Raw genomic sequence first — 25,489 nt, 5'->3', positions numbered from 1 at the left:
CGGATGGTCAAAATCTGTACAGTTTTCCTAGAAAACTTCCAAACACACACTCAATAGACTTTTATCCAGAATCCGAAGCAACATGACTGACTGCCGTAGACGTTTCGATGTCGAGGGAAAGCGTCCATGTCTTGGCTCCACGCTCTATTAAATCAATCCCCCGAGATCGCTCTATTTCTCTCATTGGCGATCGGTTATTGGGTCGGTAAATTCCAGTTCGGCAAGTTTCAGCTCGGCGGCGTCGCCGGTTCGCTGCTGGCGGCGGTGATCATCAGCCAGGTCGGCGTCTCGATCGACAACGGCATCAAATCCGTCCTGTTCGCGCTGTTCATCTACGCCGTCGGCTTCGAGAGCGGCCCGCAGTTCTTCCGCTCGCTCGGGCGCCAGTCGCTGCGTGAGATCGCGATGGCGACGGTGCTTGCCGTCAGCGGCCTGATCACCGTCGTCGTGCTCGCGCGCATGTTCGGCCTCGATAAGGGCCTCGCTGCCGGCATCGCGGCGGGCGGCCTCACCCAGTCGGCGATCATCGGCACAGCCGGCGCGGCAATCGGCAAGCTCGGCCTCGCGGCTGACGAGACACAGCGCCTGCAGGCCAATGTCGCGATCGGCTATGCCGTTACCTACATTTTCGGCTCGTTCGGCGCGATCATCGTCTGCGTCAACATCCTGCCCTGGTTCATGCGCCGGAGCATCCGCGACGACGCGATCAAGGCCGAGGCGGAAATGCTGGCCGGCGCGCGCAATCTCGGCGTCGGCGAATATGCGGCGGCGCCCGATCTCGTCGGTCGAATCTACCGCATCGGTAGTGCTGCCGGCCGCACCGTCAGCGAGATCGAGGCCGGCGCTGCGCTGCCGATCAGCATCGAGCGGGTCAAGCGCGATGGCGCCCTGATCGGGCCCGAGCCTTCGCTCAAATTGCAGGCGGGCGACATCGTGCTCGTGGTCGGCCGTCGCGCCGGCGTCGTCGACCTGTCGTCGAAGCTCGGCCCTGAGCTCCAGTCTTCGGAAGGAATGGACGTCATTGTCGTGACGCGCGAGGTCGCGGTCACCGCCCCGGCCTTCGTCAAGCGCACCGTCGCCGAGATCCGCTCCTCGACTGCGGCCGAGATGCGCCACGGCGTCTATGTCGTCGAAGTGAAGCGTGCCGGGGTTCGGCTATCGCTGAAAGACGATACCGTGATCGAGCCGGGCGACGTCGTCACGCTGTACGGCACCTCCGAGGATGTGCAGCGCGCCGCCCGTCAGGTCGGCAGCATCATTATCCCCAGCGACAAGACCGACTTCGTGTTCCACGGCCTCGGCCTCGTCGTCGGCCTGCTTATCGGGCTCGTGGTGGTGCGCTTCGGCGACATCCCGCTGACCCTGGGAAGCGGTGGCGGCGCCCTGCTCTCCGGCCTCGCCTTCGGCTGGTATCGCAGCCGCAACATGGCGCTCGGCAACATGCCGACCGCGGCCTCGACGCTGCTGCGCGATCTCGGCCTCGCCGGCTTCGTCGCCGTGGTCGGGCTGCAATCGGGCCAGCAGGCGGTCACCACCATTGCCGAGAAGGGGCTGTCGATCTTCCTGATCGGCGTCGTCGTGACGCTGCTGCCGCTGCTAATCACCATGGTCTTCGGCCGCTATGTACTGCGCTACGACAACACCGCGATCTTCGCCGGCGCGTTGTCGGGCTCGCGCAGCGCCAATCCGGCCTTCGGCGAAGTCCTCGACAAGGCCGGCAACTCGATCCCGACCACACCCTTTGCCATCACCTACGCGCTCGCAAACGTCTTCTTGACCTTGCTCGGACCTCTCGTCGTCGCCTTCGTCTGAACCGATCGGAGACCGCCCATGACCACCGATTACGCGAAATACGCGAAGCTCAGCCCGTTCGAGCTGAAGGACGAGTTGATCAAGCTGGCCTCCGGCAAGGCAAACCGGCTGATGCTGAATGCCGGCCGCGGCAATCCGAACTTCCTTGCCACCCTGCCCCGCCGGGCCTTCTTCCGGCTCGGCCTGTTCGCCGTGGCCGAGGCCGAGCTGTCCTATTCCTACATGGAGAACGGCGTCGGCGGCCTGCCGAAGATCGACGGCATCGAGGGAAGGTTCGAGCGCTTCACCGCCGAGCATCGCGACCAGCAGGGCGTCGTCTTCCTCGGCCGTGCGCTGAGCTATGTCCGCGACCAGCTCGGCCTGTCGGCCTCGGATTTCCTGCACGAAATGGTCGAAGGCATCCTCGGCAGCAATTATCCGGTGCCGCCGCGCATGCTCAGGCTCAGCGAGGAGATCGTCAAACAGTACATCGTCAAGGAGATGATCGGCGGCTTCCTGCCGGCCGGCAGCATCGACCTCTTCGCCACCGAGGGCGGCACGGCGGCGATGGCATACATCTTCAACACGCTGAAGCAGAACGGGCTGCTCAAGCGCGGCGACAAGGTCGCGATCGGCCTGCCGGTGTTCACGCCCTATATCGAAATACCAGAGCTCGACGAATACGGGCTGGTCGAGGTCGCGATCAATGCCGACCCCGCCATGGAATGGCAGTACCCGGACAGCGAGCTCGACAAGCTCAAGGACCCGGCGATCAAGATTTTCTTCTGCGTCAATCCGAGCAACCCGCCCTCGGTGAAGATGGACGATCGCAGCCTCGACCGCGTCGCGGCTATTGTGAAGGAACATCGGCCGGACCTGTTCATCCTGACCGACGATGTCTACGGCACCTTTGCCGACGGGTTCCGCTCGCTCTTCGCGACTTGCCCGCAGAACACCATGCTGGTCTATTCCTTCTCCAAGTACTTCGGCGCGACAGGCTGGCGTCTCGGCGTGATCGCCACGCACAAGCAGAACGTCTTCGACGGCGCGCTCGACGCCCTGCCCGAAGACGCCAAGAAGGGCCTCGACCACCGCTATGGCTCGCTGCTGCCGGATGTGAGGTCGCTGCGCTTCATCGACCGCATCGTCGCCGACAGCCGGGCCGTCGCGCTCAATCACACCGCCGGCCTGTCGACGCCGCAGCAGGTCCAGATGGTGCTGTTCTCGCTGTTCGCCCTGATGGACGAGAGCGACAGCTACAAGGCCGAGCTGAAGAAGCTGATCCGCCGCCGCGAGGCCGCGCTCTATCGCGAGCTCGGCATCGAGCAGGAGAGCGATCCGAACGCCGTCGACTACTACACCCTGCTCGATCTCGAGCACATTTCGCGCAAGCTCTATGGCGACGACTTCGCGACCTGGGTCCTCGAACGCTCGCAATCGGGCGACTTCCTCTTCCGCATCGCCGACGAGACCGGGATCGTGCTGCTGCCCGGGCGCGGCTTCGGGACAAAGCAGCCGGCCGGCCGGGCCTCGCTCGCCAACCTCAACGAGTACGAATACGCCAATATCGGCAGGGCCCTGCGGGCCATGGCCGACCAGTTCTATGCCGCCTACAAGAAAGGCGGGGGATGAACGGCGCAAGGAACAGCGCCCTGGCCATGTGACCGACAGGAGAATGCCGATGATCAGGCGCGCCATAGCCGCAGCGCTCGTCCTCGCCGCCTTCGGAGGCGGCGCCGGCATCACCACCGCCTCCGCCTGCAACCGGATGGATGGTTGCATCCACGAGTTTCAGAACGAGAACTACGGCATGATGCATGACGGCCGCATGGACGAGATGATGCGCAGCGGGACGGCCAATGTCGAAGCGTTCCGGTCACCCGGGAGCGCAGCGCCACCGCCGCCGGAAAACACGCGGCCGCACGTCTCGGGACGGTCCGGCCGCCGCTAAGGCCGGGGCGGGCGGCAACCCGGCCCGTGCCTTCGATCGACCGCTGACAGCAAGCGGATAACCTCCGCTTGACAGTTTTCCTACGCTCGCCTCCGCTGGCGAAAGAAAATCGGCGCGGGGACCACCTTGCCATGCTGACGCTGCGCCAGATCGAGGTGGTTCGAGCGATCATGATCACCGGCACGGTCGCCGGCGCCGCGAAGCTCCTGAACGTGTCCGCGCCAGGCATCAGCCGGCTGATGAAGCACACCGAGCGGAGCTTGCGGCTGAAGCTGTTCGAGCGTCGGCATGGCCGCTACGTCCCCACGCCGGAAGCCAAGGACATCTTCGAGCAGATCAATGGCGTCTACCAGAAGGTCGATGATCTCCAATACACACTGGCACGGATCGATCGGGGCGGTGGGGTCGAGCTCCAGCTCGGCTCGGTGCCGAGCATCTGCAATGTCATGGTGCCGCGGGCGATCGAGCGCCTGAAGCGCAAGCACCCGGACCTGCGCATCGAGATCAACATCCTCAAGATCGAGGAGGCGCTCGACTATCTCCTGCTCGGCAAGGGCGAGATCGCGGCAATGAGCTATCGGCTCGACCATCCCGGCCTCGACTTCGTGCCGCTGGCGATGGGCGAGCTGCTCTGCATCGTGCCCGAGGGCCATGCGCTGGCCGGGCGCGCAAGAGTCTCGGCCAGCGAGATCGTCACGCACCCGCTGATCGGGATCGACCCCAACGATCCCTATGGACGGATCATGAGCGAGATTTTCGTGCGCCAGGGGCTCGCCTTCGAGATGGCGATCAAGGCGCGCTTCGGCACCACCGTCTGCGCGCTGGTCAAGGCCGGGCTCGGCATCGCCATCATCGACCAGTTCACCGTCGCCCATCGTGCGATGCCGGGCATCGTCGCGATCCCGATCGCGGAACCGACGCAGTTCCAGACCTATGTCGCGATCAAGAAGGACAAGGCCCCTTCCCTCTATGCCGAGAGCTTCGTCAAGCTGCTGCGCGAGGAGATGAACGCCGTGGTGGTGCCGCAGGGGCACGGCGCGGCCTCGCCTCCACCCAAAAGATAACATCGCGTTAGGTCTGCGCGATGGATTGGTTATCGCGTTAGCGCACTGGATCGGCGTATCTTTCGCCATCGCGCAGCCTGCCGAGACGGGCGCGCCCGGAAGGGACGGACATGCCGGCACGCGTCAACGCCAGGAAAGCCAAACGGGTGCTGCTCGGGCTGATCGGCTACCCGATCGCCCATTCGGCGACACCGGCGATGCAGGAGGCCGCGGCCCGGGCGGCCGGCTTCGAAGCGCATTACCACCTGATCGAGGTCGAGGGCGCCGGCAAGAGTGACCTCGCCGCCATGCTCGATGGCGTGCGCCGGCTCGGATTCTCCGGCATCAACGTCACATACCCCTACAAGGAAGCGGTCGTGCCGCTGCTCGACGCGCTCTCGCAGGACGCCGCGGCGATGGGCGCGGTCAACACCATCACCGTCGCCGACGGCCGTCTCACCGGGCACAACACCGATGCCAGCGGCTTTGCCGCCGCCTATCGCAAGCTCGCCCGGAATGATGGCGACGGGCCGGTCGCGATCATCGGCGCCGGAGGCGTCGGCAAGGCGATCGCCTTCGCGCTGTCCGGCAGCGGCGTCAGCACCTTACGGCTCTACGACATCGACCGCGGCAAATGCGAAGTCCTGGCGCACGCACTCGCCGGCCGCGCCCGAATCGAGATTGCGGCGAGTGCGGCCGCAGCGGCGGACGGCGCTGCCGGCATCGTCAACGGCACGCCGCTCGGCATGGCACCAAACCGCGAAATGCCGCTTCCGGCCAGCGTTTTGCAGCCATCGCAATGGGTCGCGGATTCCGTCTACCATCCGCTCTGGACACCGCTCATGAAGGCTGCGCAAAGCATTGGCGCAACGGTGATGAGCGGGCGTGAGCTCGCCATCAACCAGGCTCTCGACGCCTTCACGCTGTTCACCGGCGCGGAAGCATCGGAAACCGCGATGAGCACTGCGTTCGATGCCGCGATGGCGGAGCGCACCGGCGAACGTGCGGCATAAGAAGACGGACCGGTACGACCGGGACGACAAGAAACGAACAAACGAACGGTTGGAGGAGACGTAATATCATGAAGTCGCATTGGATCGTCGCCGCCGCGCTCAGCGCCGGCATCGCCCTGCCCGCCTCGGCGCAGGACAAGGTCAAGCTCATCAATGTCGTCGAGCTGTCGGGTGCAGGCGCGACGGCCGGCACCAATTTCAAGAACGGCATCGACCTCGCCGTAGCCGAGATCAACGCCAAGGGCGGCCTGCTCGGCAAGCAGATCGAGATCATCCACTACGATACCCAGACCAACCCGGGTAACACCCGCGCCGCCGTGCAGCGCGCGATCGACGAAGGCACCTATGCCGTGCTCGGCCCGGTTTTCTCCGGCCCGATCGGCGCCTCCATGCAGATCGCCCAGCGCGCCGAGATCGCGCAGATCGTCGGCGGTGAGGCGGCCGGCCTGACCAAGCAGGGCAACCCATACCTGTTCCGCACCTCGCTCAGCCAGGCGGCGGCGATGCCGAAGATCGCCAATTATCTCAAGAACACGGTCAAGGCGAACTCCGTCGCCGTGGTCTGGGTCAACAATGACTTTGGCAAGGGCGGGCGCGACGCCATCATCCCCGAGCTCGAGAAGGCCGGCATCAAGGTCGCCGCCGACGTTTCGACCGAGCAGGGCCAGGCCGATTTCTCTGCCGACGCGATCAAGATCAAGAACGCCAATGCCGACGCGGTCTTCGTCTATCTCAACGAAGAAGAGAGCGCCCGCTTCCTGCGCGCCGCCAAACAGCAGGGCGTCAACAAGCCGATGGTCGGCGAGACGACGCTGCTCGGCGCCAAGGTGATCGAGCTCGCCGGCGACGCCGCCAATGGCGCCAAGGGCCATGTCGGTCTCTCGATCGACGCGCCGATCCCGGCCTTCCAGGAATTCGGCAAGAAGTTCCAGACCAAGTACAACTACGCTTCAGACCATAACGGCATGAAGGGCTATATGGGCGTCTACATGATCAAGTGGGCGACCGAAAAGCAGAAGAAATTCGACAAGAAAGGCCTTGCCGACACGCTGCGCGGCGCCACGATCAAGCCCTCCGAGGAGCCCGGCATCCTGATGGAGACCACGATCGAGCCCAATGGCGATCTCGATCGCGTCAGCTTCATCGCCGAGGTCATCGACGGCAAGCAGGTGATCAACGCGACCCTGCCGAAGATCAAGCCGTAAGGGCCGTTCCACCCTCGACGTATCCCGGGCGAGCAAGGCTCGACCCGGGATCGATCGAAGGGCGACACGGCTGCATGGATCCCGGCGCTCCGCTTGCCTGCGGCCGGGATGACACGAGCAGATTGAACGCAACGCTCAACGAAGCGAGCGAGAACACCGCCATGGCCGAATTCATCGCCTATCTCATCGCCGGGGTCGCGACGGGCGCGATCTACGCGCTCGCCGCCATCGGCTTCACCCTGGTCTGGCAGACCTCGCAGACGATCAATTTCGCCCAGGGCGAGTTCGTGATGCTGCCGGCGGTGCTGGTGCTGCTGGCGATCAAGCTGTTCGGCGCGCCGATCTGGCTCGGTGCGCTGATCGGCATCGCCACCTTCATCCTGATCTTCGGCGTCGGCTTCAAGATTGCCGTGGTCGACCCAATGATCCGCCATGGCGTGCTGCCATTGGCCATCGCCACCATGGCGCTCTCGATCATCATGAAGGAAGGCGCCAAGGATGGTTTCTCGGCCGAGGCCCAGAACTTCCCCTCCTTCGTGCCGACCGACACGCTCTCGGTCTTCGGCGCGGCGATCTCGCTGCAGCATCTTGCCATCATCGCCGTCGCCTTCGCCGTGATCGGCGCGCTGCAATGGTTCGTCGGCGGCACCAGGCTCGGCCGGCAGATGCAGGCGACGGCGCAGAACCCGACGGTCGCCCGCATCCTCGGCATCCCCGTCGAGCGCATGGTGCTGCTGACCTTCGTGATCAACGCGGCGCTCGCCGTGGTCGCCTCGGTGCTGATCTCGCCGATCTATCTGGCGAAGTTCTCGAATGGCGAGGTGATCGGCCTGTTCGCCTTCATCGCGGCGATCGTCGGCGGCTTCAACCAGGTCCGTGGGGCGCTGGTCGGTGGCCTGATCGTCGGCATCGTCGACAGCCTGGCGGCCGGCTACTTCTCGAGCCAGTACAAGCTCGCCGTACCGCTGGTCCTGCTGATCATCATCATCCTGCTCAAGCCGGAAGGCCTGATGGGCCGCAGAGAGGAGCGCCGCGTATGACCGCGCCCGCAAGCCGCGCCGCCGTGCAGGCCGCGCCCGCCCGCTCGCCCGCCCTCGGCGGTTTCGCCGACGGCACGCTGATCGCCCTCGCCATCGGCGCCGTCATCCTCTGGTTCGCCCCTTCCGGCATGGGCCGCTACGGCACCTATGTGCTCTCGCTCTGGCTGGTGATGGCGATCGCCGTGATGGGCCTCAACCTGACGCTTGGCTATGCCGGCCTGAAATCGCTGGCGCAGGCCGCATTCATGGGCATCGGCGCCTATATCACCGCGCTGCTGACCACCAAGACCGGCATCTCCTGGTATGCCGCCTTCGCGATCTCGGGCATCGTCACCTTCGCGGTCGGCCTCTTGCTCGGCTTCCCGGCGCTGAGGGTCAAGGCGCATTACCTCGCTTTCGTGACGCTCGCCTTCTCGACCCTGGTCTGGCTGGTGATGCGCAACGAGCAATGGCTGACCGGCGGCGTCTTTGGCCTCTCCAACATCCCGCGCCCCTCGCTGTTCGGCTTCAAGCTCGACGGGGCGCTCGCCTTCCACCGCTTCGTGGTGGTGGTGACCTTCCTGCTTGCCGTGCTGCTCTGGTGGATGATCCGCTCGCCCTGGGGCCGGGCCTTCACCGCGCTGCGCGAGAACCCGATCCGCGCCGCCAGCCTCGGCATCGACACGCGCACGTACACGCTGCTCGCCTTCGCCATCGGCTCGGCCTATGCCGGTTTCGCCGGTGCGCTCTATGCGCCGCTCGTCGAGTTCATTGACCCCTCGCCCTTCTCGCTGTCGCAGAGCTTCTTCCTGCTGCTGATGGTGGTGGCGGGCGGTGCCGGCTACCTGCTCGGGCCGTTCATCGGGGCGCTGCTCGGCGTTGTCCTGCCGGAATGGCTGCGCTTTGCCGGCTCGCTCTACCTGATCATCTTCGCCGCCATCGTCATGCTGCTGCTGATCGCCTGCCCGCAGGGCATGAGCGGGCTGATCGAACGCGGCTGGGCCTGGATCACCGGCCGTAACAAGGCGGGAGGCAGCCGATGACACAGGTCCTCGAAGTCACCAACCTCCATAAGGCCTTCGGCGGCATCAAGGCGGTGAACGGGGTCTCCTTCTCGGTCAATGAAGGCGAGATCCTCGGCATCATCGGCCCTAATGGCTGCGGCAAGTCGACCCTGTTCAACTGCATCCTCGGCCAGCTCGAGCCGACCGAGGGCACGGTCAAGCTCGACGGACGCGAGGTCACCAATATGCGCCCCTCCGAGCTCAACCGGCTCGGCGTCAGCCGCACCTTCCAGTTGCTGCAGGTATTCCCCGAGCTCACCGTGCGCGAGAACCTGATCCTCGCTGGACAGGAGCATCAGGGCTCGATGCTGTCGCGCTTCTTCGGCGCGCGCGATGCCGGGCTCGGTGAGGCCGCCGACCGGATGATCAGCTTCTTCAAGCTCGGCCACCTCATCGACGCCAAGGCCGGCGGACTCTCCTATGGCCAGCAGAAGCTGCTCGACGCCGCCATGGCCTTCATGGCCGGGCCGCGGCTGGTGCTGCTCGACGAGCCGGCCGGCGGCGTCAACCTGACCATGCTCGGCGACCTCAAGGAGCGCCTGCGCGCAATCAATGCTGAGCAGGGTTCGACCTTCGTGGTCATCGAGCACAACATGGATTTCGTGATGTCGCTGTGCACGCGCGTGCTCGTTCTGGCCGAAGGCAAGGTGCTGGCGGAAGGCACGCCGGCCGAGGTCCGGGCCAATCCGGCGGTGATCGAAGCCTATCTGGGGCATTGAGGAGCGAGCCATGACCACCCCCATCCTAGAACTCGACGGTGTGGTTGGCGGCTATGGCGCCATGACCATCCTCAACGGCACGAGTTTCAAGGTTCGCCGCGCCGCGATTACCACCGTGATCGGCCCGAACGGCGCCGGCAAGTCGACGGTGTTCAAGGCGATCTTCGGCTTGCTCAAGGTCCGCGAGGGCCATATCCGGCTCGATGGCAGGGACATCACCAACTGGAACCAGCGCAGGCTGCTGGAAGCTGGGATCTGCTATGTTCCGCAAGGGCGCAACATCTTCCCCGAGCTCTCCGTGCGCCACAACATCGAGCTCGGCAGCGTCGCCGCGGGCGCCGGCATCACCGACATGCCCAAGCGCCTGGAAGCCGCGTTAGACCGCTTTCCGGCTCTTCGCCGCAAGGCCGACCAGCAGGCATCGACCCTGTCCGGCGGCGAGCAGAAGCAGCTCGAAATCGTCCGAGGCCTGCTGCTCGACCCGCAGCTCGTGCTGATCGACGAGCCCTCGATCGGGCTCTCGCCGATGATGGTGCAGGAGACCTTTGGCATCCTGAAGGACCTCCGCGCGAAGGGCGTCACCATCCTGATGGTCGAGCAGAACGCCCGCTCGGCGCTGGAGATCTCCGACGAAGGCCTCGTGCTTGAACTCGGCCAGACCAGGATGCAGGGCCCAGCCGACGAGATCCTCGCCGATCCGCGCGTCGGCCAGCTTTTCCTCGGCGGCGCGATGACGGACGCAGCGTGATGATGGATCTCGCGTGCTCTCCCCGGTCATCCCGGGCGGAGCGAAGCGCAGACCCGGGATCCATGCCTGAACCGTTCCGGCATGGATCCCGGATCGGCGCCGCTTACGCGGCTTGTCCGGGATGACAGGCCGGGTGACGGCGATGTTGCCAGTGAGCTGAGGACAGTCATGAACCCGACCTCGATTGCCACGGTCTCGATCAGCGGCGACCTCGCCGAGAAACTGACGGCGATCGCTGCCGCCGGCTTCGAAGGGATCGAGGTTTTCGAGAACGACTTCCTGAGCTTCGATGGCGGGCCGCGCGATGTCGGGCGGATGGTCGCCGACCTCGGCCTGAAGATCTACGCCTTCCAGCCCTTCCGCGATTTCGAGGGCATGCCGGAGCCATTGCGGGCCCGGACCTTCGCCCGTGCCGCCCGCAAGTTCGAAGTGATGAACGAGCTCGGCGCGGAATTGATGCTGATCTGCTCGAATGTCTCGCCGCAGTCCCTGGGCGGCATCGACCGGGCCGCCGCCGATTTCGCCGAGCTCGGCGAGCTCGCTAAGAAGCACGGCGTCGGGGTCGGCTACGAGGCGCTGGCCTGGGGCCGGCACGTCAACGACTATCGCGACGCCTGGGAGATCGTGCGCCGCGCCAATCATGAGCGCATCGGCCTGATCCTCGATTCCTTCCACACCCTGGCGCGCCGTTCGCCGCTGGAGCCGATCGCCAGCATACCGGGCGACCGGATCTTCCTCGTCCAGCTCGCCGATGCGCCGAAGCTCGACATGGACGTGCTGAGCTGGAGCCGGCATTTCCGCAATTTCCCGGGACAGGGCGACCTTGCGGTCGTCGATTTCGTAAGGGCGATCGAGGCCACCGGCTATTCCGGCCCGCTCTCGCTCGAGATTTTCAACGACCAGTTCCGTGCGGGGTCGACGCGGCGCCTTGCCACCGACGGGCTGCGCTCGCTGATACAGCTCGGCGACCAGGTCGCGCGGCTGGAGAGCCCGGCCAGGGCCGAGATGCCCGACCGCGCCCCCTGCCTCGCCGTCGAGTTCATCGAATTCGCGCTCGACGAGGAGCCGGCGCACGAGCTCGCCAAGCTGTTCGGCGCGCTCGGCTTCCGCCAGAGCGGGACGCATCGCAGCAAGGCGGTGACACGCTGGAGCCAGGGCGGCGTTAACCTGATCATCAACACCGAAAAGGATGGCTTCGCCCAGTCGCATGCGATCATGCATGGTCCCGGCGTCTGCGCGCTGGCGCTGCGGGTCGCCGATGTCGAGGCGACGATGGCGCGGGCGCGGGCGCTGAAGGTGCCGACCTTCGAGCAGCCGGTCGGTCCCGGCGAGATGGAAATCCCGGCGATCCGCGGCGTCGGCGGCAGTCTGATCTACTTTACCGAGCCCACCGGCGATCGAGCACAGAGCTGGAAGAACGACTTCCTGCCGGAAGGCAGCGACAGCGACCGCCCTGCCCTGCTTACGGGCGTCGACCACATCTCGCAGTCCATGGACTATGACGAGATGCTGTCCTGGCTGCTGTTCTACACCTCGCTATTCGCGCTGGACCGGATTCCACAGCTCGCCATCGCCGACCCCGCCGGGCTGGTGGAGAGCCGGCCGCTGGTCAATGCCGAGGGCAGCCTGCGCTTCATCCTCAACGGCTCGCAGGCGACGCGGACCCTGTCCTCGCGCTTCGTCTCCGAGCATTTCGGCTCCGGCGTGCAGCACATCGCCTTCTCGGCGCCGGACATCTTCGCGGCGGTGACGGCGATGCGCGAGGTCGGCCTGTCCTTCCTCGACATTCCCGAGAACTATTACGACGACCTCGAAGCCCGCTACGATCTCGATCCGGACTTCCTCGAGCGCCTGCGCGAGCACCACATCCTCTACGACCGCGACGGCGAAGCCGAGTTCCTGCAGGTCTACACCCACGTCTTCGCGCAGCGCTTCTTCTTCGAGATCGTCGAGCGCCGCGGCGGCTATTCCGGCTTCGGTGCCGTCAACGCGCCGGTCCGTCTCGCCGCGCAGGCGAGAGAGGCGCGGCCGGTGACGGTGCCGCGCCCCCTTCGAGAGGACTAGCTCGCCGAGCGTCCTGTCGGACGCGCGCCGGCGATCTATCTCTTTGCCAAAGCATCGGATTCGCCCGAAAAGTGGATTCCACTTTTCGGTCCGGTGCTCTAGCTCGTCACCACCACCTTGCCGACGAGGCGACCGCCTTCGAGCAGCTCATGGGCCTCGGCGATGCGTTCCAGCGGGAAGCGCGCCGCGATCTCATGGCTGAGCCAGCCCTGGCGCAGCCCCTCGCCGATCGTGGCGGCTGCCGCATCGTGTGCAGCCTGGTCCATGACATAGACGAGCACGAAGCGGATCGTCGCATCGAGCGTGATCAGCGGCCAGAACGGCACGGCCGGCTCCGGGATCGCGTCGGAGGCATAGGTCGCGACGACACCCCGCGGCGCCAGCACCTGCATGGTCAGATCGAGATTGGCACCGAAGGCGACATCGACGACGCGATGAACGCCGCGCTCCGCGCCGGCGAAAGCTCGAATGCCGGCGGGCAGGTCATCGGTCAGGCGGTTGAGCACGAGATCGGCGCCGGCCGCCTTGGCCGAGCGCGCCTGCTCCTCGCGGCTGACCGTGGCGATCACCCGCGCCCCACCCTGCTTGGCGAACTGGATCGCATATCGGCCGACCGCGCCGGCACCGCCGGTGACGAGGACGACCTTGCCGGCGACCGGCCCGTCGGCGAAGACGCAGCGATGCGCCGTCATCGCCGGCACGCCGAGGCAGGCGCCCTCCGCGAAGGAGACGCCGTCCGGCAGCGGCTGAACCTGACGCGCCGGCAAGGCGACATACTCCGCCGCTCCGCCAAAGGGCCGGCCGAGCGCCGCCTCGTAGAACCAGACCCGCTCGCCGACGCGGCTCTCCAACTCGGGCGAGCCGGCGGCGACGACCTCGCCGGCGCCGTCCTGATGCGGGATGACGAGCGGGAACGGCATCTGGTCACGGCCGAGCCAGCCGGCGCGTGCCTTCCAGTCTGACGGATTGATGCCGCTGGCGCGGACCCTGACCAGCAATTCGCCCGGTCCCGGCACCGGATCGGGCCGCTCACCCAGTTGCAGGACCGCGCTCGCCGGTCCCTTGCGCTCATACCATGCTGCCTTCATCGCCCTGCTCCTGCTCGATTGCGAAAGCAGGGAAATGCCGCCATACCTCATATCTTACAAGTACGTACAAAAGAGACATGTACTATCATGGATGTAAGTACAGAGGTCGAGATGGCACCGGCGACGGAAGCGGAGACGCGACCAAGGCGGCGCCCCGCCGGCCGCACCGGCTGCGGGGTCGAGGCGACGCTCTCGGTTCTCGGCGGGGTCTGGAAGCCGGTGCTGCTTTTCCATCTGCTGCGCGGCAAGCTGCGCTTCAACGCACTTTGCCGGCTGACGCCGCGGGCGACGCAGCGGATGATCACCTTGCAGCTGCGCGAGCTGGAAAACGACGGCGTGCTACGCCGGATCGTCTATCCGGAAGTGCCTCCGAAGGTTGAATACGAGCTCACCGAATTCGGCCGCTCGCTGGAGCCGGTGCTGCTGAGCATGCGCGCCTGGGGCGAAGCCTTCCAGGCGCGCATGGACGGGCCGGACAAGCCGACCCGGACCTGCTGAGCCGCGTTCAGGCCCGCAGCGCCTCCAGCCCCTGCCAATCGAACGCGATGCCGTGGCCGGGCCGCGACGGGGCGATGGCGAGCCCTTCCTCGATGCGCAAGGGCTCGGCGATGTAGCGGTCGAGCCCAAAGCCGTGCGCTTCGAGGAAGGCACCGTTCGGTGCCGCGGCGAGCAGGTGCACGGTGACGTCGTGGGCTCCGTGCGAGGTCACCGGCAGGTTGAAGGCTTCGGCGAGGTGGACGATCTTCTGGAAGGCGGTGACGCCGCCGCAATTGGTGACGTCGGGCTCGGGGAAAGTGACGCCGCCGGTGGCGACGAGCTGCTTGAACTCCCAGAGCGTGCGCAGGTTCTCGCCGGCCGCGACCGGCAGGCCGCCCTCGCGGACGATGCGGGCGTGTCCCGCGACATCGTCGGGGATGATCGGCTCCTCCAGCCAGGTCAGCTCATAGGGCTGGAAGGCGCGCGCCGCGCGGATCGCCTCGTCGACGCTCCATTTCATGTTGGCATCGACCATCAGCGGAAAACCGTCGCCGAGATGGCGGCGCATCGCCGCGACGCGCTCGACATCCTCAGACAGGCGCTTGCGGCCGACCTTCATCTTGATCGCCCGGAAACCCTTCTTCAGGTTCCCGTCTGTCTGCGCCAGCAGCTTCTCCAGCGGGTAGTCCAGATCGATGCCGCCGGCATAGCAGGAGACCCGGTCGGCATTGCCGCCAAGCAGCTTCCAGAGCGGCTGGCCGAGGCGCACGCCCTTCAAGTCCCAGAGTGCGATGTCGGCGGCCGAGAGCGCCAGCACGGTCGGGCCGCCGCGGCCGCCATAATGCTGCGCCCACCAGATCTTGTTCCAGAGATGCTCGATGCGATCGGCATCCTCGCCGATCAGCAGTTCCGGCAATTCGCGACGCAGGATGGCGTCGATGGCGGCGCCGTTGCGGCCGCAGGTATAGGTGTAGCCAACGCCGACCGCGCCGTCGGCATCGGTGATGCGAACGGTGTTGAGCTCGAAAGCCAGCATTTCGCCATGCATGCTGTCGCTGACCGCGACCTCGAGCGGGATGCGGTAGAAGCCCGCCTCGACCTTGCTGATGAGCGCCATGGAACCTCCCGTGAATCGCCCGCGTCGATCCGGGCGTCGTTGGAAGGGGAGCCTAGGGAGGCCGCAACCCCACCGGAAGGCATCCGGCTGCATACAGGCCGGCGCCCGGACGCGGGGCAGATACAAAGCGCCGCGAGGACCGCGCCGGCCTACCCCTTTTCATCACCACCAGGACCGGCCAGCCACCGTGACCTTCGATGCCAGCGGGAAGGTTGCTTCGGCGTCGAGCCGGATCTTCGCGACCTGCCCGCGCGAGGGCGGGCGAAAGGCCCGTTGAAACTCCGCCGGGAGCGGCACCGTGATCGGCTGGATCTCGGAAATCATGCCGTCCGTCTGCTTGAAGCCATCGGCAACCCTCACGGGATCGCCGACCTTCACCTCATAGAGCGTGCCGGTCTCCAGATAGACCAGCGCGTATTTGTGGCCGACATAGAGCTGCATCAGATTGTCGCCCGGACGCAGGACGTCTCCCTGGACCGCGGTCTTCGGTCCGATGGTTCCGTCGGCGGGCGCGGTGATGATGCCGTCATTGTAGCTCCGGCGCAGCTGCTCCAGGGCTGCCCGGGCCTCGCCCAGCGACAGATCGAGCTGGGCGAGTTGCTGGATCGTGCCGCGGCGCTCGGCCTCGCGCGAAACCTTCTCCTGCATGGCGGCGTAGCGGTCCTTCTGGACATTCGCAGCGAAGGCGTCGGAAACGAAGCCGAGCCCGGCGCGCGAGGTATTGACCTTGCGCAGTTGCTGCTCGGTCTCCTTGAGCCGCTCCTCGGCCGTCTTCATCACCGCGTTGGCGACTTCGAGCTTGATCGCGAGCTCCGCCTGCCGGGCGGTCGTCTCGGCTGCCTTGGAGGTCAGCGTCGCCATGGCCTCCATGATCTGCGGTGAGCTGACCTCGGCCAACACCTCCCCCTGCTTCACCAGCTGGCCAGGCTGGACAGTCATCTTCGTCACCTGGACGGCGTAAGGCGAGGCGATGATGACATGGTCGGACAGGATCAGGCCTTCCGCCCTGAGCCAGAGCAGGTTTCCGAACAGGACATTGCCGAGATAGGCGAAGGTCGCGAGCACGGCGGCGATGTAGATATAGCGCCCGTAATTGCGCCGCGCCTTCTGGTTGGCGCGGACATCGTTGAGGAACTTGTCGGCGCGTTCATGATCGCGCAGCTGAGTGATCATGACGTCACCGTTTCCAGTGGGCCTGGTGGGAGACGCGGGATGGCGAATAGGAATCGCGCGAGGAAGCGCGGTAGATCCACTCCTCCCCATAGGCATGGAGCCGCACGCACCGCATGAAGACGCCGTTGTACAGCCCGAAGGTCAGGAGGTAAGGCGCGACGGCCCAGACCATCGCGGCGCTGTAGCGCCGGCAGATCGCGAGCGCCATTAGGAAGCCTATGGCGTCGAGGACGAGATAGACGAGCGCGACCGCGATCAGGATGTTCAGGGCGCCGACACCGAAGCACAGGAACAGCCAGGCGACATAGATCGGGAAGACCAGGGTCACGAGCCCGTTCATCACCAGCCACTCGCACTGCTCGAAGGTCTCCAGCAGCGCGAACCGGCGCCGCCGGGCATGGAAGGTGTCGCGGAACTTGCGCAGGCGCGTGCGCAGTGTGTCGCGGTCCCAGCGGCGGCGCTGACGCACCAGCGCGGCAAGCGTCGCGGGGGTGTCGGTGAAGCACCAGGAATTGGCGGCGAACCGGATCTTCCAGCCGCAGCGGCGCAGGCGCAAGGTCAGGTCGAAATCCTCGCCCGGACCGGGCGCGAGCAGGCCGACCTGATGGATCGCTCCGCGGCGAAAGGCGCCGAAGGCCCCGGAGGCGCAGACGACCATGTCGAGCATGTCGAGGGCGCGCTTACCCATGCCGATCGAGACGATGTACTCGATCGCCTGATAGGCGGTGACGGCGGAGTAGTCGTAGTTGCGCACCCCGATCGAGCCGGTCGTTGCGCCGACCCTGGGATCGATGAAGGGCTCGATCAGCCTCTCGATGGCGTCGCAGTCATAAGAGCAGTCGGCGTCGAGATTGATGATGATATCGCCCCTGGCAAGGGAAAAGCCGAGATTGCAGGAGGCAGATTTGCCGCTGCGCACCTGATTGGACAGGGCGATATCGATCTGACCCAGCAACCGGTACTTGTGGATGATCTCGCGCATCCCGTCGGTCGAGCCGTCGTCGATGAAGATTATCTCGTCGATCCTGCGGGTCTGCTCGCCGAGCGACCTCAGACAGCGCTCGATGGCGTCCGCCTCATTGTGGCCGGCGATGACGACGCTGAGCTTCAGCCCGTCGAGATAGCGCTGCTCGGCTGGCGTCGGCACGGTCGGCCGGGCGAAGCTCGCCGCGAAGACCGAGATCGCCGACAGGGTGTAGCGCGGGACCTCGAGGAGGACCATGAACCAGAACATGGAGAACCAGGTGGCCCAGTCGAACTGCCCCAGCATCACCAAGGGAGCGTCTAGCTCGATCATGTTCAACCCTGCCGGCTGCAGAAGCCCTCTAGTGCGACGTCGTCGACCAGCGTGAAGCGAAAGCCCGGATCGACCTTGAGGACACCCCTGATCCTGGCGGCGACAAGTTGCAGGGCGCGCGCTGCATCGTGCGGTCCGGTGCGCGGCATCAGGATGAGGAAGCCCTCGGCATGCTCACGCACGGCGTCGACCTCTCGCAGTGCGCTGTGCAGGGTGTCTCCGACGAGTTGCTGGCTCTGCTCCCAGAGCCGCAGATCCTGCGCTGCGATCACACTGCGGTTGGCGAAGGTGACGTTTGCGACCTGATAGGGCGAGCCGAATTCCCGCTGCTCCTTCCTGGTGTGCTCGAGCAGGAGCTGGAAGCGATCGAACCCGGCCTGAGCCGGCACGCTTTCGTCGGCTGCGCCTCGCAGCACCCGGCGCTGGCCGACCGCAGTCAGGCTGTAAGCGTACCAGGTCCGAGCCGGGACCTGATCAGGCGCATGGTGAGCACCGCAGTCGATGCACTTGAAACCAACCGCTGGCTTGTCGTTGATCGATCCGCATTCGAGGCAGCGGGTGATCGAGCCCGGCTTGTCGTAGTCGAGTCCGATATGGCGCAGCGGCCGGGCGCATTTCGGACAGGTGAAGCCGCCATGGCTGCGGAACTGCGATTCCGGCGCCTCGTGCGCGCACTGGAAATGGTGGACGACGACCTCTTCGGTAATGTTGGCGGAGCGGCAGGAATGACACTCCTCCCGCACCGACAAATGCGCGGAACGACATTGCGGGCAACAGAACAGGCGGTCGAAGAAGCGGCGCCTCAGGTAGCCCTTGTGGTCGAGACCAGCCGCCAGCTCCGAGACATTGTCGAGCATCCCGGCGACCGGGTAGCGCACCAGGTCGCGCGCGCCTGAATCAAGGATCGGGACAAGCCCCTGATCGCGGGAATAGACCCTGGCGAGCAGGATATCCTCGGGTTCGGCGCTGTGGCGGATCGATCCGGGCAGCTCGCGTAGTTTCGCCTGGATCGCATAGGCGCGTTCCCAGGCGAACTGCTCGCCCTGCCCGCCCGCGTCGATGCCCTGCCGTTCGTCCGGAACCAGGCTGACGATCGGCACCAGCGGATCGCCGATATGCGCCAGGATCGTCCGCAGCGCGTTATCGGGCACGGCGGCCGTCAGCACCAATGCGTCGATCATCTCGCCGCGCGCCACGAGCTGCCAGCCCGGCGGGAAGCGGCATTCGTCGTGAAGCTTTGGATAAGCGAGGAAGTTTGCGGTCGGCGTCAGTGCAAAGCCGTCGACCCCCATGAGCATGACGGTACTCCATGCCGGAAGCAACGGGACCAGTCAGCACCGGCCGGCGGCCGTCTTTCAACGGGACACGAACGGGTGCATCGGGAAATTTGGTAACACATCTTAACCATGCGGGAATGGCAAAGCCCCGCTCCCGCGGGGGGCATTCGGACTACTCCGTCCAGGCTCGCGGCACCTCCGCACGAGTGCGCGATCATGCGTGGGCCGCTGAACCTGACGAGCCTGGCAAAAGCAACAAGACACCTGGCCGGGAGCGCGGCGATCCGAGCGCACGAGGCCCCGCCTGCGCTCGCCAGCGCACGCTCCCCGGTCCTGACGCGGATCGTCTAGTCTCGCTCAGCCCCGCAGCATCTGCATCGGCGCCGGGTAGTAGCGGAAGCCCTCGCCCGCCTTGGCGAGATTGCCGAAGCCCGGCCAGGCGAAGTGATACGACATCACCGGCGTCTTGTTCTCGGCGAGCATGCCGAGCAGCCGCACGCGCGACTGCGCCGCCTGCTTGGGGTCGCTGTCATAGGCGAACTCCATCAGCGGCTTTTCCAGCAAGAGCACGGCGTGATGGGTGAGATCCCCGAGGAAGGCGAAGGATTTTCCGCCGGAGGAGACCAGGAAGATGTGGTGCCCGAAAGTATGGCCGGGTGCGGCGATGGCCTGGATGCCGGGCAGGAACTCCTGCCCGTCCTTGAAGAAGACGATGCGGTCGCGCACCGGCAGGAGATTGGCCCGCGCATGCTCGATGAAGGCCTTGAGCGGCGAGCCGAGCTTGCTCTCATCAGTCCAGAAGTCGAAATCGGTCTGGCTGAGATAGATCTGGGCGTTCGGGAAATGCGCCTTGCCCTCGGCCGAGCAGATGCCGCCGATATGGTCGATATGGGCATGGCTGCAGACGATGGCGTCGATATCGCCTGGGTTGATGCCGGCCTCCTGCATGCTCTTCAAGAGCCGCCCCGTGGTCGGCCCGAACGCCTTGGAAAAACCCATGCCGGTGTCGAACATCACCAGCTTGTCGCCGAAATTGACGATCGGGATGTTCTGCTCGAGCACGACATTGTCCTTGGGCAGGAAGTTCGTCTCCAGCATCTTGTAGACGTCCTCCTTGGGGACGCCGGCGAAGTTGGTGCCGGGATCGCCGAGCGGCAGCGGCCCGTCGGAGACGACGCTGACCTCGGCCTGACCCAGCATGAACCGATAGAAATACGGTGCCTGACTGCCCGCGAGCGGCGCCTTTGCCAGCGCCGGCCCAGCGGCCGGAAGGGATGCACCGACGGCGAGCGCCGCCGCCCCCGAGAGGAAGCCACGACGGCTGGCCGACGATGTGATGAGCTTCGACATGGCGTTCCTCCTGGGTTCAGAGCGACGCCGGGTCTGGGCGGGCGCCCGGCCTTGCCGCACGGGCAGCTTGCACGCCCGCGCAGTGGACGGCCAATAAGCCTTCGCTCTAGTCTGCATAAGCGAAAGCTGCTGCTGCCCGCCGGGCCGGCAGGGCGCTGATCAGAGATCGGGAAGCAGGAGCGGCGATGGATCTGCGCCAGTTGCGCTATTTCACGGCCATCGTCGAACAGGGCTCTTTCTCGAAGGCTGCGACCAAGCTGCGCGTGGCGCAGCCGGCGCTGAGCCAGCATCTGCGGCATATGGAGGACGAACTCGGCGTCGCGCTCCTGCATCGCGGCACACGCGGCGTCGTGGCGACCGAGGCCGGCGAGCGCCTGCTGGAGCGGGCCCGCACCATCCTCGCCGAATTCGCCGATCTGCGCGACTGCGTGCGCGGCGAGACGGTTGCGCCTGCCGGCGAGGTCCGCATCGGCTTGCCGGGGACGGTCAGCGAACAGTTCAGCGTGCCGCTGATCGAGGCTGCGAAGGAGCGCTACCCGGCGGTGCGCATCCGCATCGCCGAGGCGATGAGCGGCTTCGTGCTCGACTGGCTGCGCAAGGGCGAGGTCGACCTCGCGGTGATCTACTCGACCTCCGATCCCAAGGGGCTCGGCATCCACCATGTCCTGACCGAGGAACTCTGCCTGTTCGGCGTGCCGGCGCTGACGGCGCTCGCAACGCAGCCGGGCGAACCGGTGACGCTGGCCGAGGCGGCGGGGCTCGACCTGATCCTGCCGGGGCCCGGCCATGGCCTGCGCGACCAGATCGACGAGGCGGCTGCCGGCATCAACGCGACGGTCCACGCCGCCGTCGAGATCGAATCCTATGCACAGATCAAGCGCCTTGCGGAACGCGGGCTCGGCTACGGCATCCTGCCGCGCATGGCCGTGAGAGCGCAGGAGAAGGCCGGCACCTTCCGGACCTGGCCGATCGAGCGGCCCTCGCTCTACCGCAAGGTCTACCTCGCCTATTCGACCGAGCGGCCGATGCCGGCAGCGGCACGAGCTATCGGCCAGCTCTCCTGGGAGATCCTGCGCGGGCTCGTCACCGACGAAAGCTGGGCCGCGACGCTCGGCGAGGATGGCGATCAGCCGACCTTATATGGCTGATCGGCATTTCGTCTTTGACAGCCGGTAGCTTCGGCGCCCACTCTCCCGCACATCCTCAGCCCTCATCCTGAGGAGCCGCGCAGCGGTGTCTCGAAGGATGCTCCGGCAAGTTCTGGGGACAACCCGTCCATCCTTCGAGACGCGATCTGCGATCGCTCCTCAGGATGAGGGCTGAGGCCAACGAAGCATACGATGCGAGGATACGCCTTGAAGACCCGTGCCGCCGTCCTCCATGCCAGCCCTGTCGCCGCCCCCTATGCGCAATCCAAGCCGCTCCGGATCGAGGAGGTCGAGCTTGCCCCGCCCGGCATGGGCGAGGTGCTGGTCAAGGTCCGGGCCGCCGGGCTCTGCCATTCCGACCTCTCGGTGATCGATGGCAACCGGCCGCGCCCGGTGCCGATGGTGCTCGGCCATGAGGCGGCTGGCGAGGTCGAAGAGGTCGGCCCCGGCGTCACCGACCTCAGGAAGGGCGACCGTGTCATCATGGTCTTCGTACCGTCCTGCGGCCATTGCGCGCCCTGCAGCGAGGGGCGCCCTGCCCTGTGCGAGCCCGGCAATGCCGCCAATGGCGTCGGTGAGCTGATGGCCGGCGGGCGCCGGCTCTCGCAGAACGGCAAGCCGGTGAACCATCATGTCGGCGTCTCTGCCTTCGCCGAGCATGCGGTGATGTCGCGGCATTCGCTGGTCAAGATCGACGCTGATATCCCGCACGAGATCGCCGCACTGTTCGGCTGCGCCGTGCTGACCGGCGTCGGCGCCGCGGTGAACACCGCCAAGGTCCGCGCTGGCGAGACCGCTGCGGTGGTCGGCCTCGGCGGCGTCGGTCTCTCCGCTTTGCTCGGCGCCGTCGCCTGCGGCGCCTCGCGCGTCATCGCCGTCGACCTCTCCGACGAGAAGCTGAAGATCGCCCGCGAACTCGGCGCGACCGACACCTTCAACGCCGGCGCGCCAGATGTCGTCGAGGCGATCCGCGCCGCCACAAAGGGCGGCGTCGACCACGGCCTCGAAATGGCCGGTTCGGTCAAGGCGCTCGAACTCGCCTACCAGATCACCCGGCGCGGCGGCACGACCACCACTGCCGGCCTTGCCAACCCCGCCCATACGATGTCGCTGGCGCCGGTGCGGCTCGTCGGCGAGGAGCGCACGCTGAAGGGGTCCTATGTCGGCTCCTGCATCCCGGTGCGCGATATTCCCCGCTTCATCGACCTCTATCAACGCGGCCGGCTGCCGGTGGACAAGCTCTGGACCAGTTCGAGCCCGCTCGACGGCATCAATGAGGGCTTCGACGCGCTGCACGAGGGCCGCACGATCCGGCACATCATCCAGATGTGAGGTCCGCTCTCGGTCATTCCGGGTCGCCGCAAAGCGGCGAGCCCGGAACCCAGAACCTCTGGGTTCCGGGCTCAGGCCGTCGGTCTGCCCCGGAATGACGGCTCGGGACACGAGCGCGGTCACGAGTGCCGCCGTCAGCATCAATGCGACCGCCGTCAGCGCAAGCGCCGCGAAGCCGGCGCGGGCATAGAGCGGCCCGAATGCGGTCGTTCCAACGAAGAGCGCAAGATAGGTGACGCCGCTGTTGAGGCCCATGATCGCGCCCCGGCGGGCAGGATCGAGCGCGGCCAGCCTGACGATCAGCACGTTCAGCGCCGCATGGTTGGCCATGCCCCAGCAGAACACAACGGCGAGCAACGCGGGATAGGACCCGGCAGCCAGGCTCATCAGCAGGTAGACGCTGCCGACGAGCGTGAAGAACAGCGGCAGCAGGCGGGCCGGGCCGAGGCGGTCGATCCAGCGGTCGAGAAAGGTGGTAGCACCGAAGCCCAGGCCGTAGCAGAGGGCGAGCAGGCCGGCGGCGCTTACGGGGAGGCCCAGCACCCGGTGCAGATGGTCGCCGACATAGGCGTAGACACCGTAGAACGAGGCCATGAAGGCGGCGCAGGCGAAGAGCAGCGGCGCAATGCCGGGAATACGCAAGGCCGAGAGCGGCGACGGCGCGGCACGGCCGGTAGCGCCGCCGCCCGCAGTGAGCTTCGAGATTCCGGCTACGGCCGCGAGGCCTGCGATCACGACGATGCCGTAGACCATGCGCCAGCCGAACAGGTCGGCGATCACCGCCGAGAGCGAGACGCCCGCGACCATGCTCAACGTCCAGCCGAACAGGACCACGCCGAGCGTGTCGCTTTCGCGGCCGGGCGGTGATGCCAGCGCGGCAAGCGTGTAGATTGCTGGGAGCGCGACTCCGGCGGCGAGCCCGGCCAGCAATTGGGCGCCGATGAAAGCCGGCAGGACCGGCGCCGCGCCGCTCACCGCGAGCGCAGCCAGAAAGGCGAGCAGCGCATAGCGCAGCATGCGTCCCGGCCCGAAGCGGTCGATCAGCCCGGCGAGCAGGAGCGCGCTCGCCGCCGTGCCGATGCCGAAGGCGGCCGAGGCCGCCATCACCGCCGGAACCGTGCTGACGAAGCTCTCGGCGACGCGCGGCGCGATCGGCCCGAGCGCCAGCGAGTTCGCGCCGATGAGCCCGATGCACAGGCACAGCGCGTAGGCGGCGGCCGGTACCCGAGAGGCGATTTGATCTACATTCGTCATTTTGGCAAAATGACCGAACTAAATTCCGGTTCAATCGGAGAATATCGAATGCTCGAAAAAACAGATGGCGTTCGGCGCGGCCGCACGTCCGAGCGCGAACTCGATGCAATGGACCGAAAGCTGTTAGGCGTCCTCGTCGAGGATGCGACGACGAGCTATGCTGAACTCGGCGAGCGCGTGGGCCTGTCGCCGCCGGCAGCGCATGAGCGGGTGAAGCGCCTGCGGCGTTCCGGCGCGATCAAGCGGATCGCGGCGCTGATCGAGCCTGAGGCGACCGGCAAGACGCTGCTCGCCTTCGTCCATGTCGACACCACCGGCTGGGGCAAGACGACGACGCTGCTGGCGATCGAGGCCCATCCCGAGGTCGAGGAGATCCATTCGGTCGCCGGCGACACCTGCATGCTGCTGAAGGTCCGCACCGAGAGCACGCATGCGCTCGAAGGCCTGCTGGCGAAGATCTACGACGTCCCCGGCGTCACCGCGACGCGCAGCTATGTCGTGCTCTCGACCTATCTGGAGCGGCCGGTGCAGCCGGGCGTCACGCAGGACTGGCCCGGACGGGTCAAAGCTCCGCGCGCGCCGGGCGAGGCCAGCGCCGGATAGGCGACATAGTCAGCCGTAAAGTGCGGGATTGACCACCGGCCGCGGTCCGACCGGCACTTTGAAATGATGCAGCCGGATCGGCTGATGCAGGAGATAGCCGCGCCCGTCGCGCTCCGACAAGGTCTCGAAACGGGCCTGCAGCTTGTCACGCGCCGCCACCGCCTGCTCCAAGCGCGCCGGATCGGCGGCGACCGCACGCGCGACGAAGGCGGCGAGATCGGGAAAAGCCTCGATCCGATCGAATTCGATCCGGCTGATCTCGCTGACGACGCCGCGGCGCATCGCCCTGACGATCGCCTCCTGGGCGGCCTGACGAACCTCGGTCTCATCCTCGATCAGGCGCAGCGCATCGAAGAAGGTGCCTTCCGAAAGCGGCTCGACGACAACGATGGCGCCGCCCTTGCCGACGACGCGGGCGGCCTCCTCCAGCGCCGGCAGCATCTCCGGGACCGGTACGTGATGCAGGCTGTTGAGGAAGATTGCCACATGCATTGAGGCATCGCCCCAGGGCAGATGCTGCGCGCCGGCCTTGTGGAGCTGCGCCTTCGGGACGAGCGCGCGCGCCGCTTCCAGCGCCGCCTCGTCGGGATCGACGCCGGCCATGCGGGCGCCACGCTCGGTGAGCGCATGCAAGAGATGGCCCCGGCCGCAGCCGATATCGAGGATGCGGCGATCCTGCAGGGGCGCCAGCAGCGTTTCGAGAATGTCGACGGTGTCGCCTGCCGGCCGGGTGCCCATGGCGATCATTGGATACGC

Annotated in this window: 22 protein-coding genes and 1 pseudogene; 15 read left to right on the top strand and 8 right to left on the bottom strand. The window is 66.4% G+C overall.

From position 1 onward, the window contains the following. Nucleotides 1-126: 126 nt before the first annotated feature. The 11 genes from aspT to DK26_RS15660 all read left to right on the top strand — a co-directional run bounded on the left by aspT (nt 127) and on the right by DK26_RS15660 (nt 12,617). Nucleotides 127-1,812 (top strand): aspartate-alanine antiporter, encoded by a 1,686-nt coding sequence (gene aspT / locus DK26_RS15710; RefSeq protein WP_066474334.1) that lies wholly within the window; start codon nt 127-129, stop codon nt 1,810-1,812. An 18-nt stretch (nt 1,813-1,830) separates the two neighbouring features. Then, nucleotides 1,831-3,423: a bifunctional aspartate transaminase/aspartate 4-decarboxylase gene (locus DK26_RS15705; protein ID WP_066474332.1), complete on the top strand. Its 1,593-nt coding sequence runs from the start codon at nt 1,831-1,833 to the stop codon at nt 3,421-3,423. 49 nt (nt 3,424-3,472) lie between these two features. Beyond that, nucleotides 3,473-3,742, top strand: a complete 270-nt coding sequence (locus tag DK26_RS15700) for a hypothetical protein (protein WP_066474330.1) — start codon at nt 3,473-3,475, stop codon at nt 3,740-3,742. Between the two features lie 131 nt (nt 3,743-3,873). Further along, nucleotides 3,874-4,806, top strand: a complete 933-nt coding sequence (locus tag DK26_RS15695; protein ID WP_066474327.1) for a LysR family transcriptional regulator — start codon at nt 3,874-3,876, stop codon at nt 4,804-4,806. Between the two features lie 110 nt (nt 4,807-4,916). Then, entirely contained in the window at nt 4,917-5,798 is an 882-nt protein-coding gene (locus tag DK26_RS15690) for a shikimate dehydrogenase (protein WP_066474325.1), read from the top strand. Between the two features lie 68 nt (nt 5,799-5,866). Next, a complete protein-coding gene (locus DK26_RS15685) occupies nt 5,867-7,003 on the top strand; it encodes an ABC transporter substrate-binding protein (protein ID WP_066474321.1) in 1,137 nt (378 codons plus the stop codon). Between the two features lie 161 nt (nt 7,004-7,164). Next, nucleotides 7,165-8,043: a branched-chain amino acid ABC transporter permease gene (locus DK26_RS15680; protein WP_066475528.1), complete on the top strand. Its 879-nt coding sequence runs from the start codon at nt 7,165-7,167 to the stop codon at nt 8,041-8,043. Further along, complete coding sequence (locus DK26_RS15675; protein ID WP_083533262.1) at nt 8,040-9,065, top strand: branched-chain amino acid ABC transporter permease; 1,026 nt, start codon at nt 8,040-8,042, stop codon at nt 9,063-9,065. Before DK26_RS15680 ends, DK26_RS15675 begins: the two co-directional genes overlap by 4 nt. Then, nucleotides 9,062-9,805, top strand: coding sequence for an ABC transporter ATP-binding protein (locus DK26_RS15670; RefSeq protein WP_066474320.1), 744 nt, complete (start codon nt 9,062-9,064; stop codon nt 9,803-9,805). Before DK26_RS15675 ends, DK26_RS15670 begins: the two co-directional genes overlap by 4 nt. 10 nt (nt 9,806-9,815) lie before the next feature. Further along, entirely contained in the window at nt 9,816-10,553 is a 738-nt protein-coding gene (locus DK26_RS15665) for an ABC transporter ATP-binding protein (protein ID WP_066474317.1), read from the top strand. A gap of 168 nt (nt 10,554-10,721) precedes the next feature. After that, entirely contained in the window at nt 10,722-12,617 is a 1,896-nt protein-coding gene (locus tag DK26_RS15660; protein ID WP_066474314.1) for a sugar phosphate isomerase/epimerase and 4-hydroxyphenylpyruvate domain-containing protein, read from the top strand. Between the two features lie 98 nt (nt 12,618-12,715). Here the strand turns inward: DK26_RS15660 and DK26_RS15655 are convergent, their stop codons facing one another. Beyond that, a complete protein-coding gene (locus tag DK26_RS15655; protein ID WP_066474312.1) occupies nt 12,716-13,705 on the bottom strand; it encodes an NADPH:quinone reductase in 990 nt (329 codons plus the stop codon). An 87-nt stretch (nt 13,706-13,792) separates the two neighbouring features. On the opposite strand from DK26_RS15655, the gene DK26_RS15650 reads away from it, so the two are divergent. Beyond that, on the top strand, nt 13,793-14,203 hold the full coding sequence (locus tag DK26_RS15650) for a helix-turn-helix domain-containing protein (protein WP_083533261.1): 411 nt from the start codon (nt 13,793-13,795) through the stop codon (nt 14,201-14,203). A 7-nt stretch (nt 14,204-14,210) separates the two neighbouring features. Here DK26_RS15650 and DK26_RS15645 read toward each other — a convergent pair whose 3' ends face one another. The 5 genes from DK26_RS15645 to DK26_RS15625 all read right to left on the bottom strand — a co-directional run bounded on the left by DK26_RS15645 (nt 14,211) and on the right by DK26_RS15625 (nt 20,384). Beyond that, nucleotides 14,211-15,299, bottom strand: coding sequence for a mandelate racemase/muconate lactonizing enzyme family protein (locus DK26_RS15645; protein ID WP_066474301.1), 1,089 nt, complete (start codon nt 15,297-15,299; stop codon nt 14,211-14,213). Nucleotides 15,300-15,461: 162 nt separating this feature from the next. Continuing rightward, on the bottom strand, nt 15,462-16,472 hold the full coding sequence (locus tag DK26_RS15640; protein WP_066474299.1) for an HlyD family efflux transporter periplasmic adaptor subunit: 1,011 nt from the start codon (nt 16,470-16,472) through the stop codon (nt 15,462-15,464). Between the two features lie 4 nt (nt 16,473-16,476). Beyond that, on the bottom strand, nt 16,477-17,769 hold the full coding sequence (locus DK26_RS15635; protein WP_066474297.1) for a glycosyltransferase: 1,293 nt from the start codon (nt 17,767-17,769) through the stop codon (nt 16,477-16,479). Between the two features lie 2 nt (nt 17,770-17,771). Continuing rightward, on the bottom strand, nt 17,772-19,067 hold the full coding sequence (locus tag DK26_RS15630) for a hypothetical protein (protein ID WP_066474294.1): 1,296 nt from the start codon (nt 19,065-19,067) through the stop codon (nt 17,772-17,774). A 336-nt stretch (nt 19,068-19,403) separates the two neighbouring features. After that, on the bottom strand, nt 19,404-20,384 hold the full coding sequence (locus tag DK26_RS15625; RefSeq protein ID WP_066475524.1) for an MBL fold metallo-hydrolase: 981 nt from the start codon (nt 20,382-20,384) through the stop codon (nt 19,404-19,406). Between the two features lie 197 nt (nt 20,385-20,581). On the opposite strand from DK26_RS15625, the gene DK26_RS15620 reads away from it, so the two are divergent. Further along, nucleotides 20,582-21,544, top strand: coding sequence for a LysR substrate-binding domain-containing protein (locus DK26_RS15620; RefSeq protein WP_066474293.1), 963 nt, complete (start codon nt 20,582-20,584; stop codon nt 21,542-21,544). Between the two features lie 207 nt (nt 21,545-21,751). Next, nucleotides 21,752-22,876, top strand: coding sequence for a zinc-dependent alcohol dehydrogenase family protein (locus DK26_RS15615; protein ID WP_066474291.1), 1,125 nt, complete (start codon nt 21,752-21,754; stop codon nt 22,874-22,876). A gap of 222 nt (nt 22,877-23,098) precedes the next feature. On the opposite strand, the pseudogene DK26_RS28575 reads toward DK26_RS15615, so the two are convergent. Then, nucleotides 23,099-24,130 (bottom strand): annotated as a pseudogene (locus tag DK26_RS28575) (MFS transporter); the annotation flags it as partial. A 48-nt stretch (nt 24,131-24,178) separates the two neighbouring features. Between DK26_RS28575 and DK26_RS15605 the strand changes: the two are divergent. Beyond that, entirely contained in the window at nt 24,179-24,733 is a 555-nt protein-coding gene (locus DK26_RS15605) for an Lrp/AsnC family transcriptional regulator (protein WP_066474289.1), read from the top strand. 9 nt (nt 24,734-24,742) lie between these two features. On the opposite strand, the gene DK26_RS15600 is transcribed toward DK26_RS15605, so the two are convergent. Then, a complete protein-coding gene (locus DK26_RS15600) occupies nt 24,743-25,471 on the bottom strand; it encodes a class I SAM-dependent methyltransferase (protein WP_157089680.1) in 729 nt (242 codons plus the stop codon). Between the last annotated feature and the right edge of the window lie 18 nt (nt 25,472-25,489).

The organism is Allobosea sp. WAO (assembly GCF_001509835.1).
Classification (GTDB): Bacteria; Pseudomonadota; Alphaproteobacteria; order Rhizobiales; family Beijerinckiaceae; genus Allobosea.
This window is presented reverse-complemented; position numbering and strand designations above follow the sequence as displayed.